Below are 18274 nucleotides of genomic sequence, written 5' to 3' on the forward strand. Positions count from 1 at the left end.
ACCGCCACGCTGCCGGCGGGCGTCAAGGGGCCGGTGACCGCCTCCTTCGAGCTGGACACCTGGCTGAAGGAGGGCGAGGCGGGCAGCTCGCCGGTGAGCGAGGACGTGATCCGCTCCACCTGCTCGGTCAACGGCGTCTCGTACGGGGAGTGCGCTTGGCACATGCCCTACTTCCCGCCCGAGCTGAACGATCCGCCCACCAGCCCCTCCCTCGACCTTCCCGCGGTGCCGGCCGCCGAGACCCTCACCTACACCGTCACCCTGGACGCCGACCGGACCGCTGCGGTCCTGGGCAGCCTGGAGGCCAAGGTCCGGCTGTGGGACAGCACGGGCGCGTCCGTGGCCCAGGGCAGGCTCGGCCTCGACTTCGTCCCCGGGACGCCCCCCGCGAGCCGGCGCGGCGCCCTGCACGCGCGGGACAGGGACGGCGTGCTGTGGCGGTACGAGGGCACCGGCGACGTCACCCGGCCGTTCGCGACGCGCAAGCGCGTCGGCGGCGGCTGGAACGGCTACACCGCCGTCGTCCCGCTCACGAGCCCCACGGCCGACGGCCGGGGCGACCTCGTCGCCCGCGACAAGGCGGGTGTCCTCTGGTACTACCAGGGCACCGGCAAGCCCGACGCCCCGTTCGCGCCGCGGCAGCGGATCGGCGGCGGCTGGAACAGCTATACGGCCCTCGTCGGCGTCGGCGACGGCAGTCTGGTCGCCCGGGACAGGGACGGCGTGCTGTGGCGGTACAAGAGGGAGTACAACACCCTGTACGGACCGCGCCAGCGCGTCGGCGGCGGCTGGAACACGTACACCGCCCTGACCATGTCGGGCGCCCACGACGGGGCCCTGGGCCGCGACAAGGACGGCGTGCTGTGGAAGTACAACTACTGGGGCTCCTACCCCTCCCCGCCCTTCCAGCAGCGCCAGCGCGTCGGCGGCGGCTGGAACACGTACACGGCGGTCGCGGGCACCGCCGAACTCGGCCGTGACGAGTACCCCGACCTCGTCGCACGGGACAGGGACGGCAAGCTCTGGCTCTACCAGGGCGTGCGCAACCCCCTGTCCGGCCTCGTCCCCGGCTCCTCCCGCTCCCTCGTCGGCGGCGGCTGGAACACCTACGACCTGATGTTCTGAGCGGCCCGCGTCTGACAGATGTGGCGGAAGTGACTCGACACGCCCCGACGGCCGCTGATTCACTCGTGGGTCCACCTGGGGAGGGGAGGCGCAGTCATGCGCAGTGGGGCCAAGGTCGCGATCGTCGGGGGCGTGTTCGTCGTCGTGGCGAGCGGCGTCGGGTACGGGGGCTACAACCTCTGGAACGGGATCACGGGCGGCGACTCGGGCGTCGGCACCTACGACGAGGCCGCGCCGAGAACCGGGCCCCTCACCGCCGACGAGGTCACGACGGCCGCGAAGGACTTCCTGGCCGCCTGGGCCGCCGGGGAGCCGGAACGGGCGGCCCAGCTGACGAACGACCCGGTCGCGGCGGGCCCGGCGGTCGCCGGCTACCGGGAGGGCGCGAAGGTCTCGAAGGCGGTCATCACCCCGGGGGCGGCCGTCGGGACGAAGGTGCCGTTCACCGTGAAGGCGACGGTCACCTACGAGGACGTGTCCAAGGACTGGTCGTACGCCTCCGAGCTGACCGTGGTGCGCGGACAGACCACCGGCCGCCCGCTCGTGAAGTGGCAGCCGGCCGTGCTCCACCCGCGGCTGACGACGGCCGGGACCCTGCGGACGGGCGTCTCGAAGACCGCGTCCGTGAAGGCCGTCGACCGGAACGGCGTGGAGCTGACGGCGGAGAAGTACCCCTCGCTCGGGCCGGTCCTGAACGAGCTGCGCAGCCGGTACGCGTCGAAGGCGGGCGGCACGGCCGGCGTCGAGACCTGGATCGACTCGGGCAGCGAGGCCATCGCCGACACTCCTCTGCTCGTCCTGCGGAAGGGGAAGGCCGGCACCCTGGAGACCACCATCGACGCGGGCGTCCAGGCGGCGGCCGAGAAGGCGGTGAAGGGCTTCGGCTCGGCCTCGGTGGCCGCGATCGAGCCGTCGACGGGGGCGATACGGGCGGTCGCCAACAGCCCCGGCAAGGAGTTCAACACCGCGCTCCAGGGCCAGCAGGCCCCCGGTTCGACGATGAAGATCGTCACGGCGACGATGATGATGCAGCACGGCCTGGCGACGCCCGACACCCGGGTCGAGTGTCCTCCCGACGTCATGTCGAGGAGCAGGACCTTCCAGAACCTCGACAGGTTCAGCATCACCGACGGCACCCTCACCGAGGCCTTCAGCCGCTCCTGCAACACCGCCTTCATCAAGGCGATCAGCAAGCTCAGCGACAAGGGCGTCGCGGACACCGCCCTCGGCGCGACCGCCCGCGACTCCTTCGGCATCGGCCAGGAGTGGAACATCGGCGTCCCGGCCTCGGACGGCTCCGTGCCCGAGTCCGCGGGCGCCGAGACCCCTGCCTCGTACATCGGCCAGGGCAGGATCACGATGAGCGCCCTGAACGTCGCCTCGCTCTCCGCGACCGCCAAGAACGGCGGCTTCCTCCAGCCGTACCTGGTGGCGAAGGAGCTCGACGACCGTGAGTTCGCCACGGCGGACCGGCTCTCGCCCGAGGTCGCCGACGGCCTGCGGCGGATGATGAGGGCGGCGGCGACGAGTCCGCGCGGCACCGCCACGGACGCGATGGCCGGCGTCCCCTCCCCCAAGGGCGCCAAGACCGGCTCCGCCGAGCTCGACGGCCAGTCCACCTCCAACAGCTGGTTCACCGGCTACTCCGGCGACCTCGCCGCCGCCGCCGTCGTCCAGGCGGGCGGTCACGGCGCCGACGCGGCGGGCCCGGTGGTCGCGCAGGTCCTGAAGGCCGGGTGACCGAAGACGCCGGAACCCGGTCGCGTGGCCCGTACACCGACCGCTAGCGTGCGGGCCATGACGACCGACGAGGACACCGCTTCCGCCGCCCACCCCCAGTTCGCCTCCGCCCTCCGGGAGTCGGGGCTCGACGTCGAGGTCCGGCGGTTCCCGGACGAGACCCGGACCGCGCAGCAGGCCGCCGAGGCCATCGGCTGCGAGGTCGCGGAGATCGTGAAGTCGCTGATCTTCGCGGCCGACGGGGTGCCGGTCCTCGTCCTGGTCGACGGCGCCTCCAGGGTGGACGTCGAGCGGGTGCGGCAGGAGTTGGGCGCGGCGAGGGTGACCCGGGCGGACGCGAAGGCGGTCCGGGAGACGACGGGGTACGCGATCGGGGGCGTGCCGCCGTTCGGGCACCGGACCAGGACGCGGGTCCTCGCCGACCGGGGGATCCTCGACCACGCGGTGGTGTGGGCGGCGGCGGGCACCCCGCACACGGTCTTCGCGATGGACCCGAAGGAACTGGTCGCGCACGCCGGCGGCACGCTGGTGGACGTCCGCGAGCCCGCCGCGTGACGCCGCTCGTCACGCTCGCGGTCCTCGTCGCGGCCGTCACGCACGCCGGCTGGAACGCGATCGCGCACGGCATCAAGGAGCAGTTGCTCTCCTTCACGCTGATCTCCGGCGGCGGGGCGCTGATCGGCATGGCCGTGGCCTGCTTCGTGCCGCTGCCGGCGGCGGGGGCCTGGCCGTACCTGATCGCGTCCGCGCTGCTGCACATCGGCTACTACGCCCTGCTGATGCGCTCGTTCAGCCTCGGCGACTTCGGCCAGATGTACCCGATCGCGCGCGGGACGGCCCCGCTGGTCGTGACCGTCCTCGCGGCGGTCTTCGTCCACGAGGTGCCGGACGGGTGGCAGCTGCTCGGGGTGGCGGTGGCCTGCGCGGGCCTGACGGGCCTCGCCCTGTGGGGCATCCGCGGCAAGGACGCCCGCCCGCACTGGCCCGCACTGCTCGCGGCGGGCGCTACGGGCCTGTCGATCGCCCTGTACACGGTCGTCGACGGCGTCGGCGTCCGCGCCTCCGGCACACCGCTCGGCTACATCGCGTGGCTGATGGTCCTGGAGGGCCTCGCGATCCCGGCGTACGCCCTCTGGACCCGCCGCGCGGCGCTCCTCCCCCAGCTCCGCCCGTACGCGGCCCGGGGCCTCCTCGGCGCGGCCCTCTCGGTCGCGGCGTACGCCCTCGTCCTCTGGGCCCAGACGAAGGCCCCCCTGGCCCCGATCGCCGCCCTGCGCGAGTCCTCCATCATCGTGGGCGCGGCCATCGGCGCCCTCTTCTTCAAGGAGCGCTTCGGCGTCCCGAGGATCGCGGCGGCGGGCCTGATGGTGGTGGGGATCGGGCTGATGCTGCACGCGGGGTGAGCGGGCGGCCTCAGTCGCCCAGCACCTCCCCGAAGTGGGTGTTCACCGCCAGCAGGCCGCCGTCCACGCGGAGCGTCGTGCCCGTGATCCAGGAGGCGTCCGTGGAGGCCAGGAAGGCCACCGCCGCCGCCACGTCCTCCGGGGTGCCGACCCGGCCCAGGGGGTAGACGCGGGTGGCCAGGGCCGCGAGGTCGGCTTCCCGGCCCGCCCAGGCGGTCGTCGCGACGGTGCCCGGGTTGATCTGGTTGACCCGCACCCCGCGCGGCGCCGCGTCGCCGGCCAGGGTGCGGGTGAGGGACGCGAGGCCCGCCTTGGCCGCGCTGTACGCGTGGCCGCCGAAGTCCGCCTCCGCGTTGACCGAGCCGATCGTGACGATCGCCCCGCGCCCGCCGGCCGCCGCGAGGTGCGGCATGGCCGCCCGGGAGCAGCGGACGGCGCCCATCAGGGTGACGTCCAGCTGGCCGGCCCAGCTCTCGTCGGGCTCGTCCTCGAAGCGGTCCCGGTCGGGGGCGACGGGGGCGAGGGCGTTGTTGACGAGGACGTCGAGGCGGCCGAAGGCCTTCACCGCGTACGCGACGGCCGCGTCGACCGACGCCCGGTCGCCGACGTCGCAGCGCAGCGCCTCCGCCCCGGGCAGCTCCCCGGCCGTCCTGCGGGCCGCTTCCTCGTCGACGTCCGTGACGAGGACCCGCGCTCCCTCCGCCGTGAGCCGCCGGGCGGTGGCCGCTCCGATGCCGCGCGCCGCGCCCGTGACCAGTACCGCGTACCCGTCGAAACGCTCCCTGAGGTCCATGGGACGATCCCAGCATCCCGGGAAACCCTCCCGCAACGCCCTGGTGATCGCCTAACGTCGCAGGTCCTGTGTCACCTGAGCGAGAAGACGGGAAAATGGGCCAGCTCATAGCCGTAGCGGTCATCACGGTCCTGGCTGTCGTCAGCCCCGGCGCGGACTTCGCGATGACCGTCCGGAACAGCTGTCTGTACGGGCGGACGGCGGGCGTCCTCGCGGCGGTCGGGATCGCGGCGGGCGTGCTCGTCCACGTCGCGTACACCATGCTGGGCGTGGGTCTCCTGGTGTCGCGTTCGCCGGTGCTGTTCACCGCGATGAAGCTGATCGGCGCCGCGTACCTGGTCTACATCGGGTACAGGACCTTCGTCACCAGGTCCCGGGTGGACATCGACCTGTCGGACGGCACCGGCCTGTCGAGGGCGGGGGCGCTGCGCACCGGCTTCCTGACGAACGCGCTCAACCCGAAGACCATGCTCTTCGTGCTGAGCACCTACACCCAGGTCGTCAGCGCCGACACCCCCGTCCTCCAGCAGGCCGGCTACGGCCTGTTCATGTCGTTCGCGCACCTGGCGTGGTTCGGTCTCGCCGCGGTCCTCTTCTCCCACCGGCCCCTGCGCGCCCGGCTGTTGCGGAAGCAGGCCGTGCTCAACAAGGTCGTCGGGACGGTGCTCGTCGGGCTCGGGATGGTCCTGGCGCTCACGCCGGCCGTCGCCTGATCCCGCCGGTCAGCCGGTGGACACGCGCTCGACGCGCGGTTCGGCGATCGCCCGGTAGTCCTCGGCGGAGAGGGCGATCGAGCGGTCGAGCCGGGCCGCGTTGAAGAAGAACTCCGGCTGCGCCAACAGGGCGGGGTCCACGACGAGTTCGAGGCGCTCGTCGAAGGCGAAGGGGAGGATGGTGCCGCTCGGGGAGCCCGCGAGCTCCTCGGCGGTCTCCGGGGAGGCGAAGGAGACGTACGTGCCGCCGTACAGCGCCTTCACCGCGGCGAGGTCGACGCGCCGGTCGCCCGGTACGACGACGAGCGCGAAGCGCTTCTCCTTCTTGCCGATCTTCACCATGGCGATGATGCACTTGGCCGCCCGGTCGAGCGCGTGGCCCCGCAGCGCGCTGACCGCCTCGGTGGCGCCCTCGGGGGCGTGCTCGATCACCCGGTAGGCCGCGCCGCGCTCGTCGAGGAGGGCGAGCAGCTTCTCGTACGTGTCCCCGGCGATGTCCGTGGCGTCCGTGGTCATGCGGTTCCTCCGGCTTGCAAGTGGTCCGTTGCTCGGGCGAGTTGACCCTACGCCCGTCGCCGGGGCGCCGGGACGGCACGACACCCGGGCCGCCGGTCGCGGGCCGCCGCCTCAGGCCTCCGTCACCGAGCGGACCGCGCGCACCAGCGCCTGGGCGCGCGGGTCGGCCGTGACCGTCTTGCGCATGCCGTTGGTGACGTACCCGAAGGCGATCCCCGCGTCCGGGTCGGCGAATCCGAGGGAGCCGCCGCGGCCGGGGTGGCCGAAGGAGGACGGGCCGAGGAGCGGGGAGGCCGGGCCGTGCAGCATGTGGCCGAGTCCGAAGCGCGTGCCTACGAGCAGCACCTTGTCCAGGCCCGCGGACTCCTCGGCGCGGGCGAGGGCGAGGGTGGCGGGGGCGAAGAGGCGTCCGGTGCCGTCGACGGGGCCGAGGGTGGCGGCGTAGAAGCGGGAGAGGGCGCGGGCGGTGGCGACGCCGGCCGAGCCGGGGAGTTCGGCGGCCCGGTAGACGGGGTCGTTCTCGTCGGGCCCGGGGTCGATGACCCCGAAGGCGCGCCGGGTGAGGGAGTCCGGGTTCAGGTAGGCCTCGGTGACGGAGCGCTTGGGACGGAGCTTGAGCGCGCCGCCGCCCGGCGGATCGAGCTCCTCGACGGGGCCGAGCCGGCCGACGCGGTGGGTCTCGGCGTCGGGCAGGCCGATCCACAGGTCGAGGCCGAGGGGGTCGGCGATCTCCTCGGCGACCCAGCGGCCGATGGTGCGGCCGGTGACGCGGTGGACCAGGCCGGAGAGCAGCCAGCTGAAGGTGTGGGCGTGGTAGCCGTGGGCGGTGCCGGGCTCCCAGACGGGCGCCTGGGCGGCTATCGCGCCGGTCGCCGTCGGCAGGTCGACGGCCTCGGCGAGGCTGAGGGGCCGGTCGAGGACGGGCACCCCGGCCCGGTGCGCGAGGAGCTGCCGTACGGTCACCCGGTCCTTGCCGTGCGCCTTGAAGTCGGGCCAGTACGAGGAGACGGGGGCGTCCAGGTCGAGCAGTCCGTGCTGGTGCAGGAGGAGGGGGACGGCGGCGGCGACGCCCTTGGTGGCCGAGCGGACGACCTGGGCGGTGTCGGCGGTCCACGGGTCCGTGCCGTCGGCGTCACGGCTGCCGGCCCACAGGTCGACGACCTTCACGCCGTCCCGGTGGACGGCGACGGCCGCGCCGCGCTCGCCCCGCTGTTCGAAGTTGCGCAGGAACGCGTCCCTGACCGGCTCCCAGCCCGCCGCCACCGTGCCCTGGACGTCCACCTGACCCACACTCTCCTTCGTACGACCGGTTCCCATGGTGCAACGCGAGGGGGGACGGTCGGATTCCGGGGTCAGGTGGACGCCGGGGGAGGTCAGGCGAGGTGGATCGTGAACGTCCTCACGCCCGGTCCGTTCGGCTCGGAGTGGACCGAGCCACGAGCCTTGTCGTACCTCCCGGTGCCGCCGGTGATCGCGTTGTCGAAGGGCCCCTGGTCGAGGTAGTTGAAGTACATCCCCTGCACGGTGAGCTCGCCGCCCGGGAGGACGTAGGTCGCGACGCACTGCTCCGCTTCGTCGGCGCCGCCCCGGGTGGTGGTGCAGGTGACGTGGCTCTCACCGATCTTGGTGTGCGTCTCGTCCGAGAAGTACGAGAGGTCCGAGCGGGCGACGACCCGATCGCCCGGCGAGACGCTGCCTTCGACGACGGGGAAGCGGTGCAGCTCCCGCACCACGGCCCGGAGTGTGATGGTCCGGGCCTTGTCCCTGGCGTGGGCGGAACCGGTGTCCGTCGCGGCGGCGCCCGCGACGGGGGCACAGGCGAGAAGGGCGACCAGCGTGGCCGTGCCGAGGCAGGCGGCTCTGATGGGGCGCATAGTGCGTCTCCTGAGGGTGGTGTTCACGAAGGGGATCGAACGACGAACTGTCATCCGATTCCCTTCATAACCTCGGCGCCGCCACCACTCCGAGCGTCCCGGCACGACCCACCGGCATGTCCAGCCGGTCGGACCAAAGTCAGGCCACGGAGCTCGGTACGAAGCCGAAGGGCAGCTCCAGGCGGTGCCGGGCCATCAGCTCCTCGTCGGCGAGGATCCCGGCGGTCGGCCCGTCGGCGGCGATGACGCCCTCGCTGAGGATCACCGAGCGGGGGCAGAGTTCCAGGGCGTACGGCAGGTCGTGGGTGACCATCAGGACGGTGACGTCCAGGGAGCGGAGGATGTCGGCGAGTTCGCGGCGCGAGGCCGGGTCCAGGTTGGAGGACGGCTCGTCGAGGACGAGGATCTCCGGCTCCATGGCGAGGACGGTCGCGACGGCGACCCGGCGTCGCTGCCCGAAGGAGAGGTGGTGCGGGGGCCGGTCGGCGAACTCCTCCATGCCGACCCTCGCGAGCGCCTTCCGCACGACCGCGTCGAGCTCGGCGCCGCGCAGGCCCGCCGCGGCCGGGCCGAAGGCCACGTCCTCGCGGACGGTCGGCATGAACAGCTGGTCGTCGGGGTCCTGGAAGACGATGCCGACCTTGCGGCGGATCTCGGCCATGTGCTTCCTGCCGACGGGCAGCCCGGCGACGGTGACGGTGCCCGCGCCGCCGGTGAGGATGCCGTTGAGGTGGAGGACGAGGGTGGTCTTGCCGGCGCCGTTGGGGCCGAGCAGGGCGACCCGTTCGCCGCGCCCGACGGTCAGGTCCACGCCGAAGAGGGCCTGGTGGCCGTCGGGGTAGGCGTACGCGAGGCCGCGCACTTCCAGCGAGGCGGTCATAGGGTCCATCCCAGGAGGCAGATCAGGAGTGCGGTGAGCGGCAGGGCGGCGGCGTACGTCCACTGGGCGCGGGTGGCGGTCGCCTCGTCGATGACCGGCATGGTGCCCGTGTAGCCGCGGCTGACCATGGCGAGGTGGACGCGTTCGCCGCGCTCGTACGAGCGGATGAAGAGCGCGCCGGCGGACTTGGCGAGGACGCCCCAGTGGCGGACGCCCTTCGCCTCGAAGCCGCGCGAGCGGCGGGCGACGGACATGCGGCGCATCTCGTCGGTGATGACGTCGCCGTAGCGGATCATGAACGAGGCGATCTGGACGAGCAGCGGCGGCAGCTTGAGGCGCTGGAGGCCGAGGACGAGGGCCCGCAGTTCGGTGGTGGAGGCGAGGAGCACGGAGGCGGCGACGCCGAGGGTGCCCTTGGCGAGGACGTTCCAGGCGCCCCACAGGCCGGGGACGCTCAGCGAGAGGCCGAGGACCGTCGTCCGCTCGCCGGGGACCACGAAGGGCATGAGCAGCGCGAAGGCGACGAACGGGATCTCGATGAGCAGCCGCTTCAGCAGGAAGCCGGCCGGGACGCGGGCCCTCGCCGCGACGCCCGCGAGGAGCGCGGCGTAGAGGGCGAAGGCCCAGACGGCCTCGCGGGGCGTCGAGACGACGACCACGACGAAGCCGAGGACGGCGGCGAGCTTGGTGTGCGGGGGCAGCTCGTGGACGGGCGAGTGCCCGTGCCGGTAGAGCTTGTGGGCGTGCCCCGCTCCCATGTCAGGCCTCCAGGGCGGCGGTCTTGCGGCGGCGGACGACCCAGAAGGCGCCGCTGCCGACGGCGAGGGTCGCGCCGACGCCTATCGCGCCGGCGAGACCGCCGGAGAGGCGGGGGGCCTCGATGCCCTTGACGCCGTAGTCGGCGAGCGGGGAGTCCGCGGCGGCGTGCTCCTCGACGTTCTTGTCGATGCCCTGGTCGGCGGCGACCTTCTCCAGGCCGTCGGGGCTGGCGGAGGCGTAGAAGGAGACGAAGCCGGCGAGGACGAGGGCGGTGACGACGCCGCCGATCCACAGCTTCTTCGGGGAGCCGCCGGCGGCCGGGGCGGCGGCGGGGGCGGCGTCGACGAGTTCGCCGTCGACGCGGAGCTTGAGCGGCGCGGTCAGGCCGCGGGCGCCGTGCACCAGGTCGGGGCGGACGGCGACGACGGCGCCGACGGTGAGCATGGTGATGACGGCCTCGCCGATGCCGATGAGGACGTGCACGCCGAGCATGGCCGTGAGGACCTTGGAGAGGGGGACGTCGGTGGTGCCGCCGATCGCGTAGACGAGGGTGAAGGCGGCGGCCGCGGCCGGGACGGAGACGAGCGCGGCGACGAACGAGGCCACGGTCACCGAGCGGCGCGTGCGCGGCAGGACGAGGACCAGGCCGCGGAAGAGGGCGTAGGCGACGACGACGGTGACGACGCCCATGACCGTGATGTTCACGCCGAGGGCGGTGAGGCCGCCGTCGGCGAAGAGGATCCCCTGCATGAGCAGGACGACGGCCATGCACAGGACGCCGGTCCAGGGTCCGACGAGGATCGCGGCGAGCGCACCGCCGAGGAGATGGCCGCTGGTGCCGGCGGCGACCGGGAAGTTCAGCATCTGCACGGCGAAGATGAAGGCCGCGACGAGGCCGGCGAGGGGCGCGGTCCGCTCGTCCAGTTCGCGGCGGGCTCCGCGCAGGCCGGCGGCGACGGCGCCGGCGGCGACGACACCGGCGGCGGCCGATACGGGGGCGTTGATGAATCCGTCGGGTACATGCACGTCCGAAATGATAGAGCGCTCTTGCGAAGAGGTTGCAAGAGCGCATCGGTCACAGAATCGGGGCGCACGGACGCGACCGCCCCCGCACACGCCGGCGGCCGGGGCGGCGCACGGTCCCGCACGCGCCGACGGCGGGGCGGCGCGTGACCCCGCCCACACCTGCCGTCGTCCCGGCATGCGCCGCGCGCCCGCCGGGAAGGAGTGGGACATTGGTAGACAAGAGGACAAAAGGTGAGGAGTCACCATGGCCGCCGTAGACGAACACGTGATCGACGACCATGCCAAGGGGCGGATCATCAGCGACGCCCCCCTCTCCCGCCCCGTTCCCGTGGCCCTGCGCTACGACCCCGACCACTCCCCCGGGACCGTCCGCTTCGTCTTCCCGGACGCCGTCGAGTGGTCCTTCCCGCGCACCGTCCTGGAGACGGGGATGCGCACCCCGACCCGCCGCGGCGACATCGGCGTCTGGCCGTGCGGCCGGGTGCAGACGGTCGTCGAGCTCCACCGGGACGACGGGGTCACGGTCGTGCAGTTCGACACCAACGCCCTGCTGCGCTTCCTGAAGCACACGTACGCCGCCGGCACGTCGTCGATGACGACACGCTGACGGCGCACGTACGGAGCCGGCCGGGGATCAGGCCTTCACGAGGTCCGGCCTCACCGCGCCGGGCCCGCCCGCGGGCTCGGCGAGCGCCTCGCCCTCCACGTCCACGTTCGGCAGGAGCCGGTCCAGCCACTTCGGCAGCCACCAGGCCTTGTGGCCGAGGAGCGCCAGGACGGCCGGGACGATCGCCATGCGGACCACGAAGGCGTCGAAGAGGACGGCGGCGGCCAGGCCGAAGCCGATCATCTTGACCATCTGGTCGTCCATGCCGATGAAGCCGGAGAAGACCGCGATCATGATCACCGCGGCGGCGGTGACCACCCGGGCGCTGTGCCGGAAGCCGGTCACGATCGCCTCGCCGGGCCGCTGCCCGTGCACGTACGCCTCGCGCATCCGGGTGACGAGGAAGACCTCGTAGTCCATCGCGAGGCCGAAGACGACGCCCACCATGAAGATCGGCATCATCGACATGATCGGGCCGGTCTGCTCGACGCCGAAGAGACTGCCGAGCCAGCCCCACTGGAAGACCGCGACGACCGCGCCGAGGGCCGCGACCACCGAGAGCAGGAAGCCGAGGGCCGCCTTCAGGGGGACGAGGACCGAGCGGAAGACGAGGGTCAGGAGGACGAAGGCGAGGCCGACGACGAGCGCCAGGTACGGCACGAGCGCGTCGTTCATCTTCTGCGAGAAGTCGATGTTCATCGCGGTGGCGCCGGTGACGAGGACGTCGTCGCCCGTGGCGTCGCGGATGTCGTGGACCAGGTCCTCGGTGGCGGTCGAGGACGGTCGGTCCTTCGGGACCACGGTGATCATCGCGGCGTCGCCGGCCTTGTTCGGGGTCGCCGGGGTGACCGCCGCCCAGCCGTCGAGGCCCTTGATCGTGGAGACCGCCCGGTCGGCGGTCGCCCTGTCGCCGTCCACGACGACGAGCAGCGGGCCGTTGAAGCCGGGGCCGAAGCCGTCGGACAGCGTGTCGTACGCCCGGCGCTCGGAGGTGGAGGTGGGCTTCGCGCCGTCGTCCGGCAGGCCCATCTCCAGGGAGGCGGCGGGCACGGCGATCGCGCCGAGGCCGAGGACGCCGACGATCAGCACCATCAGCGGGCGGCGGATGACGAAGCGGGCCCAGCGGGTGCCGCCGTTGGGCTTGTCGCTCACCTCGGCGGTGCCCTTGCGCTGCTTGCGGCCGACGACCTTGTCGCCCGCGAAGCCGAGCAGCGCCGGGATGAGCGTGAGCGCGATGAGGACCGCGATCACGACCGTGGCGGCGGCGGCGAGGCCCATCTTCGTCAGCATCGGGATGTTGACGACGGCCAGGCCGACCAGGGCGATGACGACGGTGAGTCCGGCGAAGACGACGGCGGAGCCGGCGGTGCCGACGGCCCGGCCCGCGGCCTCCTCCTTCTCACGGCCCTCGGCGAGCTCCGCGCGGTAGCGGGAGACGATGAAGAGGGCGTAGTCGATGCCGACGGCGAGGCCGATCATCGACGCGAGCGTGGAGGTCGTGGTGCCGAGGTCCAGGACGTTCGCGAGCGCGGTGATCGACGAGACGCCGATGCCGACGCCGATGACCGCGGTGAGCAGCGGGAGCCCGGCCGCGACGAGCGAGCCGAAGGTGATGACGAGCACGATGCCCGCGAGGACGATGCCGATGGCCTCGCTCGCGCCCTGCTCGGGCATGGTCTGGAGCGCGTCGCCGCCGATCTCGACGGTCAGCCCCTTGCCCTGCGCGTCGTGGCCGACGTCCTTGAGGGCCTCGCGGGTCTCGTCGGTCAGCTCCATGGCGTTGACCTTGTAGGAGACCGAGACGTAGGCGGTGGAGCCGTCCTGCGAGACGGCGTGCGCGGTGTACGGGTCGGTGACCTGGACGATCTGGTCCGAGCCGGACTTGAGCGCGGCGACGGTCTCCTCGACGACGGTCTTGTGGGCCGGGTCGGTCATCTTCTCGCCCGCGGGGGCCTTGAAGACGACGCGGGCGGTGGCCCCGTCGGCTCCGGCGCCCGGGAAGCGCTCTTCGAGCAGGTCGAAGGCGCGCTGTGCCTCGGTGCCGGGGATCGAGAAGGAGCTGGAGGTGGCGGTGGGCGCGGTGGCGGCACCGATGCCGGCGATCGCGAGGAGCGCCACCCAGAGGAGGGCGACGAGCCGTCGGCGCCGGAAGGCGGTGCGGCCCAGCTTGTAGAGGAACGTGGCCACGGGGGCGTACTCCCGGTGTGGGGTGGGACAGGGCATGGGGAGCCGGCCCGACGGCGTGAGCGGTTCGTCGTCAGGTGGAGCGGGTGGAACTGGTGCTGCCGGAGGTCAGACGCCGAGTGAGGGGAGCACGACGGCGTCGACGTAGGCGCCGAGGAAGGCGCGGTCGACCGGCTGGTCGTCGATCAGCGGCCGGGCGATGAACGCGCCGATCAGCATGTGCGGGATGAGCTTGAGCGCCGGGTTGCCGGCGTCGACCTCGCCCCTGCGGATCGCCCGGTTCAGCACTTCGTCGAAGCCGTTCATCTCGGGTTCGATGAGCAGCTCGCGCAGTGCCCGGTGCAGTTCGGGGTTGGTGTGGATGGCATGGGCCAGGCCCCGCATCAGCGCGGAGTCCTTCTCCATCTGGCAGTCGTCGGTCCTCGCCACCATCTCCTGGAAGTCGCCGCGCAGGGAGCCGGTGTCGATCTCGGCGAGATGGGACGGCTTGTTCGCGCGCAGCGCCCGGGCGACCAGCTCGGGCTTGCTCCCCCACTGGCGGTAGAGGGTGGCCTTGCTGGAGTGGGTGCGGGCGGCGACGGCGTCCATGGTGAGGGCGTCGTAGCCGACCTCGCGGAGGAGGTCGAGCACGGCTGCGTACAGCTCGGACTCCCGCTCGGGAGTGAGTCTGCTGCGGGCCATGCGGGACCTCCGGACCGAACGAAACGGTTTCGTACAGTACGAAGATACCCCCGCCCTCAGCGAAACGAAACCGTTTCGTACGTGTCCTGGACCACACGACGGACCCAGGACGCACACCCGTACGAGTTGCCGCACCCCGTCCGCGCGGAAAGCATGAGGAGGTGAGTGACGACGTCGCGTATCTCCGTTTTCCGCACCTCCACGACGACCTGCTGTGCTTCGCCGCCGAGGACGACCTGTGGATCGCCCCGCTCGTCCCCGAGGGCCGGAGCCCCGGCCGGGCCTGGCGCCTCACCGTCGACCGGACGCGGGTCGGCCACCCGCGCTTCTCGCCGGACGGACGGCACATCGCGTACACGAACTGGCGCAGCCTGGACCCCGAGATCCATCTCGTCCCCATAGAGGGCGGCACCGCCCGGCGGCTCACCTACTGGGGCTCCACCGACACCCGGGTCTGCGGCTGGACGCCCCCCGACAAGGACGGCCGCTCCGACATCCTCGCCGTCTCCTCGCACGGACAGCCCTTCTCGTACTACTCCTGGGCCTACACCGTGCCCACCGACGGCTCCCCCGGCCTCCGCCAGCCCTGGGGCCCCGTCTCGGACATCGCCCTCACCGACGACCCCGCCGTCTGCGGAACCGGCACCGAGCGCCGCACCCTCCTCCTCACCGGCAAGCCGCCGCACGAACCGGCCGCCTGGAAGCGGTACCTGGGCGGCGCCACCGGCCGCCTCTGGCTCCACGGCGAACGGCTGCTGCCCGACCTCGGCGGCCACCTCGACTGCGCCATGGTCGTCGACGGCCGGATCGCCTTCCTCTCCGACCACGAGGGCATCGGCAACCTCTACTCCTGCCTGCCCGACGGCACCGACCTGCGCCGCCACACCGACCACGACGACTTCTACGCCCGGCACGCCTCCAGCGACGGACGCCGGGTCGTCTACCAGTGCGCGGGCGAACTGTGGATCGTCGACGCCCTCACCGCCGACTCCCGTCCCCGCAGGCTGGAGGTGCGGCTCGGCGGCCAGCGCGTCGGCCGCCGCCCCTACCAGGTGCCGGCCGCCCACCACGTCGACGCCGTCTCCGTCGACGAGACCGGCCGGGCCTCCGCCGTCTCCGTGCGCGGCAGCCTCTACTGGCTCACCCACCGCGACGGCCCCGCCCGCACCATCGTCGACACCCCCGGCGTCCGCGTCCGGCTCCCCGAGATGCTCGGCAGCGGCGGCCAGGTCGCGTACGTCACCGACGCCGAGGGCGAGGACGCGATCGAGGTCGCCTACCTCCCGCGCGCCAGCGGCGACCGGCCGCCCCGCAGGCTCGCCTCGGGCGAGCTCGGCCGGGTCGAGGAGCTCGTCTCCGACCCCGACGGCGAGCGGCTCGCCCTCGCCTCCCACGACGGCCGGCTCCTCCTCCTGGACGCGACGGAGGAGTCCAACGGCGAGGTCACCGAGCTGATCAGGTCCGTCAACGGACCTGTCCGCGACCTCGCCTTCTCCCCCGACGGCGACTGGCTGACCTGGTCCCACCCGGGCATCGGCCGCTCCCTGCGCTCCATCAAGATGGCCCGGATCTCCGGCCCCGGCGCCCGCACCGTCGTCGACGTCACCAACGGGCGCTTCGAGGACGAGAACCCGGTCTTCACCCGCGACGGCCGCTACCTCGCCTTCCTCTCCTGGCGCGGCTTCGACCCCGTGTACGACGTGCACACCGGCGACCTGTCCTTCCCGCTCGGCTGCCGCCCCTACCTCGTCCCGCTCTCCTCCGCCACGCCCTCCCCCTTCGCGCTCCTCCCCGACGGGCGGCCGGCGGCCGGCGGCCTCGACCCCGCCGACGACGACACCGAGACCGGCGACGGCACGGTCACCGTCGAGATCGAGGGACTCCCCGACCGGGTCACGCCCTTCCCGGTCGCCGCCTCCAAGTACTCGGCGCTGCACCCGGTCAGCGGCGGCGGCCTGGTCTGGCTGCGCTGGCCCATCTCGGGCGCGCTCGGCGAGACCTTCGCCAACCCCGCCGACACCTCCGGCAAGCCCACCCTGGAGCACTTCTCCATCACCAAGGCCCGCAGGAGCGAACTCGCCAAGGACCTCGACTGGTTCGCCGTCAGCGGCGACGGCACCCGGCTCGTCCTCGCCGACGAGGGCGAACTGCGGGCCGTGCCCGCCACCGAGCCCGGGGACGGCGACTCCACCGTCTACCTGGACCTGCGGCGCATCCTGCACGAGATCGACCCCGGCGCCGAATGGCGGCAGGCCTTCGACGAGGCCGGCCGGATCGTCCGCGCCTACTTCTGGGAGCCCGGCATGGGCGGGGTCGACTGGACGGCCGTCCTCGACCAGTACCGTCCCCTCGTCGAACGGGTCGCCTCCCCCGACGAGTTCGCCGACCTGCTCCGCGAGGTGATGGGCGAACTCGGCACCTCGCACGCGTACGTCACCCCCGCCCGCCGCAACGAGGGACCACCGCACTACCAGCGGCCCATGGGCCTCCTCGGGGCCAACCTCGTGCCCCGCGAGGCCGGCTGGACCGTGAAGCGGATCCTGCCCGGCGAGTCCTCCGACTCCAAGGCCCGCTCCCCGCTCGCCGGCACCGGCATCCGCGAGGGCGCCGTCCTCACCCACGTCGACGGCCGGCCCGTCGACCCGGTCACCGGCCCGTACCCGCTGCTCTCCGGCACCGGCGGCACCACCGTCGAGCTCACCTTCGTCCCCGCCGAGGGCGAGGGGCGCGCCCGCCGCGTCGCCGTCGTCCCGCTCATCGACGAACGCCCCCTGCGCTACCAGGACTGGGTCGCCAAGCGCCGTGAGGTCGTCCGCGAGGTCAGCGGCGGCCGCTGCGGCTACCTCCACATCCCCGACATGGGCGGCTCCGGCTGGGCCCAGTTCAACCGCGACCTGCGCATGGAGGTCTCCCGGCCGGCCCTCATCGTCGACGTGCGCGGCAACGCCGGCGGCAACATCAGCGAACTCGTCATCGAGAAGCTGACCCGCCGGATCCTCGGCTGGGACCTCACCCGGAACGCCCAGCCCGTCAGTTACGCCTCCAACGCCCCGCGCGGCCCCGTCGTCGCCCTCGCCGACGAGGCCACCTCGTCCGACGGCGACATGATCACCGCCGCCTTCAAGCTCCTCGGGCTCGGCCCCGTCGTCGGGCAGCGCACGTGGGGCGGGGTCGTCGGCATGACCGGCCGCCACCGGCTCGGCGACGGCACCCAGATCACGGTGCCGATGAACGCGGCCTGGTTCCCCGAGTACGGCTGGTCCCTGGAGAACCACGGCGTCGAACCCGACCTCGCGATCCTCCGCACCCCCCTCGACTGGGCCGAGGGCCGGCACGCCCAGCTCGACGACGCGGTCCACGTCGCCCTCGCCCTCCTGGACGAGACCCCGGCGGCGAGCCCCCCGGGCTACGAGTCCCTCCCGGACCGCTCCCGCCCGAAACTGCCGCCGAGGCCGGAGAACGGCTAGGAGACCGGAGCCAGTTCCAGCTCGTACGCCGTGCCCGGTTCGCCGTCGTCGAGCGTCACCCCGCCCACGGCCCCGAACCCGGCGCGGGCGAGCACGGCGCTCGACGCGTCGTTGCCCAGGGTCACGACGGCGGTGAGCCGGCTCAGCCCGTACTCCTCGACGGCCAGCCGGCACACCTCCCGCACCCCCCGGGTCGCGAGCCCCCGTCCGGTCGCCTTCTCGGCGAGGCGGTAGCCGAGCTCGGCGCTGCCCGCGACGGGGTCCACCTCGACGAGGTTGACCCGACCGACGATCTCCCCGCCCTCGGCGACGAGCACATGGAAGTGGATCTCCCCCGCCTCCTGCGCCTCGATCAGCTCCCGGAGCCTGTCGTCGAACTCCTCGAAGTACGCGTCGCCCCGGTCGGGCACCCGGGCGGCGAAGAATCCCCGGTTCTCCCGCTCGAAGGCGAGCAGGGCGGGGGCGTGATCGGGTCGGAGACGCTCAAGTACGGCCATGGCGATCAC

Annotated in this window: 16 protein-coding genes and 1 pseudogene; 7 read left to right on the plus strand and 10 right to left on the minus strand. The window is 73.0% G+C overall.

Features of this window, described 5'->3' with window-relative positions:
• The 4 genes and pseudogenes from K7G60_RS24000 to K7G60_RS24015 form a co-directional block, all read left to right on the plus strand.
• Positions 1–1125, plus strand: a pseudogene (locus K7G60_RS24000) (tachylectin-related carbohydrate-binding protein); the annotation flags it as partial.
• A 96-nt stretch (positions 1126–1221) separates the two neighbouring features.
• Positions 1222–2865, plus strand: coding sequence for a penicillin-binding transpeptidase domain-containing protein (locus tag K7G60_RS24005; protein ID WP_225803007.1), 1644 nt, complete (start codon positions 1222–1224; stop codon positions 2863–2865).
• 57 nt (positions 2866–2922) lie between these two features.
• Entirely contained in the window at positions 2923–3420 is a 498-nt protein-coding gene (locus K7G60_RS24010) for a YbaK/EbsC family protein (RefSeq protein ID WP_225803008.1), read from the plus strand.
• Positions 3417–4268 (plus strand): EamA family transporter, encoded by an 852-nt coding sequence (locus K7G60_RS24015; RefSeq protein WP_225803009.1) that lies wholly within the window; start codon positions 3417–3419, stop codon positions 4266–4268. Before K7G60_RS24010 ends, K7G60_RS24015 begins: the two co-directional genes overlap by 4 nt.
• A gap of 10 nt (positions 4269–4278) precedes the next feature.
• Here K7G60_RS24015 and K7G60_RS24020 read toward each other — a convergent pair whose 3' ends face one another.
• Positions 4279–5061: an SDR family NAD(P)-dependent oxidoreductase gene (locus K7G60_RS24020; RefSeq protein ID WP_225803010.1), complete on the minus strand. Its 783-nt coding sequence runs from the start codon at positions 5059–5061 to the stop codon at positions 4279–4281.
• 95 nt (positions 5062–5156) lie between these two features.
• Here K7G60_RS24020 and K7G60_RS24025 point away from each other — a divergent pair, with 95 nt between their 5' ends.
• Positions 5157–5774: a LysE family translocator gene (locus tag K7G60_RS24025; RefSeq protein ID WP_225803011.1), complete on the plus strand. Its 618-nt coding sequence runs from the start codon at positions 5157–5159 to the stop codon at positions 5772–5774.
• A 9-nt stretch (positions 5775–5783) separates the two neighbouring features.
• Here the strand turns inward: K7G60_RS24025 and K7G60_RS24030 are convergent, their stop codons facing one another.
• The 6 genes from K7G60_RS24030 to K7G60_RS24055 form a co-directional block, all read right to left on the minus strand.
• Positions 5784–6290 carry a YbaK/EbsC family protein gene (locus K7G60_RS24030; RefSeq protein WP_225803012.1) on the minus strand — a complete coding sequence of 169 codons (507 nt, stop codon included), beginning with the start codon at positions 6288–6290 and terminating at the stop codon, positions 5784–5786.
• Between the two features lie 111 nt (positions 6291–6401).
• Entirely contained in the window at positions 6402–7607 is a 1206-nt protein-coding gene (locus K7G60_RS24035; RefSeq protein WP_374115669.1) for a serine hydrolase domain-containing protein, read from the minus strand.
• Between the two features lie 56 nt (positions 7608–7663).
• Positions 7664–8164 (minus strand): hypothetical protein, encoded by a 501-nt coding sequence (locus K7G60_RS24040; protein ID WP_225803013.1) that lies wholly within the window; start codon positions 8162–8164, stop codon positions 7664–7666.
• A gap of 139 nt (positions 8165–8303) precedes the next feature.
• A complete protein-coding gene (locus tag K7G60_RS24045) occupies positions 8304–9044 on the minus strand; it encodes an energy-coupling factor ABC transporter ATP-binding protein (RefSeq protein WP_225803014.1) in 741 nt (246 codons plus the stop codon).
• On the minus strand, positions 9041–9802 hold the full coding sequence (gene cbiQ, locus K7G60_RS24050) for a cobalt ECF transporter T component CbiQ (RefSeq protein WP_225803015.1): 762 nt from the start codon (positions 9800–9802) through the stop codon (positions 9041–9043). Before cbiQ ends, K7G60_RS24045 begins: the two co-directional genes overlap by 4 nt.
• Before the next feature lies 1 nt (position 9803).
• On the minus strand, positions 9804–10829 hold the full coding sequence (locus K7G60_RS24055; RefSeq protein ID WP_225803016.1) for an energy-coupling factor ABC transporter permease: 1026 nt from the start codon (positions 10827–10829) through the stop codon (positions 9804–9806).
• Positions 10830–11073: 244 nt separating this feature from the next.
• Here K7G60_RS24055 and K7G60_RS24060 point away from each other — a divergent pair, with 244 nt between their 5' ends.
• Entirely contained in the window at positions 11074–11436 is a 363-nt protein-coding gene (locus tag K7G60_RS24060; protein ID WP_225803017.1) for an SsgA family sporulation/cell division regulator, read from the plus strand.
• A gap of 27 nt (positions 11437–11463) precedes the next feature.
• Here the strand turns inward: K7G60_RS24060 and K7G60_RS24065 are convergent, their stop codons facing one another.
• Together K7G60_RS24065 and K7G60_RS24070 are read right to left on the minus strand one after the other, a co-directional pair.
• A complete protein-coding gene (locus K7G60_RS24065) occupies positions 11464–13623 on the minus strand; it encodes an MMPL family transporter (RefSeq protein WP_225803018.1) in 2160 nt (719 codons plus the stop codon).
• A 105-nt stretch (positions 13624–13728) separates the two neighbouring features.
• The gene (locus K7G60_RS24070) at positions 13729–14301 is read right to left on the minus strand and encodes a TetR/AcrR family transcriptional regulator (protein WP_225803019.1); all 573 of its coding nucleotides are present in this window, start codon (positions 14299–14301) and stop codon (positions 13729–13731) included.
• Between the two features lie 161 nt (positions 14302–14462).
• Between K7G60_RS24070 and K7G60_RS24075 the strand changes: the two genes are divergently transcribed.
• Positions 14463–17768 carry a S41 family peptidase gene (locus K7G60_RS24075; protein WP_225803020.1) on the plus strand — a complete coding sequence of 1102 codons (3306 nt, stop codon included), beginning with the start codon at positions 14463–14465 and terminating at the stop codon, positions 17766–17768.
• Here the strand turns inward: K7G60_RS24075 and K7G60_RS24080 are convergent.
• On the minus strand, positions 17765–18265 hold the full coding sequence (locus K7G60_RS24080; RefSeq protein WP_225803021.1) for a GNAT family N-acetyltransferase: 501 nt from the start codon (positions 18263–18265) through the stop codon (positions 17765–17767). The two genes, K7G60_RS24075 and K7G60_RS24080, sit on opposite strands and share 4 nt — an antisense overlap.
• Positions 18266–18274 lie beyond the last annotated feature (9 nt).

It is taken from the genome of Streptomyces sp. NK15101 (assembly GCF_020400725.1).
Classification (GTDB): Bacteria; Actinomycetota; Actinomycetes; order Streptomycetales; family Streptomycetaceae; genus Streptomyces.

Excerpts from the sequence above, each read along its gene's own strand:
- K7G60_RS24005 (WP_225803007.1), top strand. The coding sequence starts at position 1,222 with ATGCGCAGTGGGGCCAAGGTCGCGATCGTCGGGGGCGTGTTCGTCGTC.
- K7G60_RS24010 (WP_225803008.1), top strand. The coding sequence starts at position 2,923 with ATGACGACCGACGAGGACACCGCTTCCGCCGCCCACCCCCAGTTCGCC.
- K7G60_RS24020 (WP_225803010.1), bottom strand. The coding sequence starts at position 5,061 with ATGGACCTCAGGGAGCGTTTCGACGGGTACGCGGTACTGGTCACGGGC.
- K7G60_RS24025 (WP_225803011.1), top strand. The coding sequence starts at position 5,157 with ATGGGCCAGCTCATAGCCGTAGCGGTCATCACGGTCCTGGCTGTCGTC.
- K7G60_RS24030 (WP_225803012.1), bottom strand. The coding sequence starts at position 6,290 with ATGACCACGGACGCCACGGACATCGCCGGGGACACGTACGAGAAGCTG.
- K7G60_RS24035 (WP_374115669.1), bottom strand. The coding sequence starts at position 7,607 with ATGGGAACCGGTCGTACGAAGGAGAGTGTGGGTCAGGTGGACGTCCAG.
- K7G60_RS24040 (WP_225803013.1), bottom strand. The coding sequence starts at position 8,164 with ATGCGCCCCATCAGAGCCGCCTGCCTCGGCACGGCCACGCTGGTCGCC.
- K7G60_RS24045 (WP_225803014.1), bottom strand. The coding sequence starts at position 9,044 with ATGACCGCCTCGCTGGAAGTGCGCGGCCTCGCGTACGCCTACCCCGAC.
- cbiQ (WP_225803015.1), bottom strand. The coding sequence starts at position 9,802 with ATGGGAGCGGGGCACGCCCACAAGCTCTACCGGCACGGGCACTCGCCC.
- K7G60_RS24060 (WP_225803017.1), top strand. The coding sequence starts at position 11,074 with ATGGCCGCCGTAGACGAACACGTGATCGACGACCATGCCAAGGGGCGG.
- K7G60_RS24070 (WP_225803019.1), bottom strand. The coding sequence starts at position 14,301 with ATGGCCCGCAGCAGACTCACTCCCGAGCGGGAGTCCGAGCTGTACGCA.
- K7G60_RS24080 (WP_225803021.1), bottom strand. The coding sequence starts at position 18,265 with ATGGCCGTACTTGAGCGTCTCCGACCCGATCACGCCCCCGCCCTGCTC.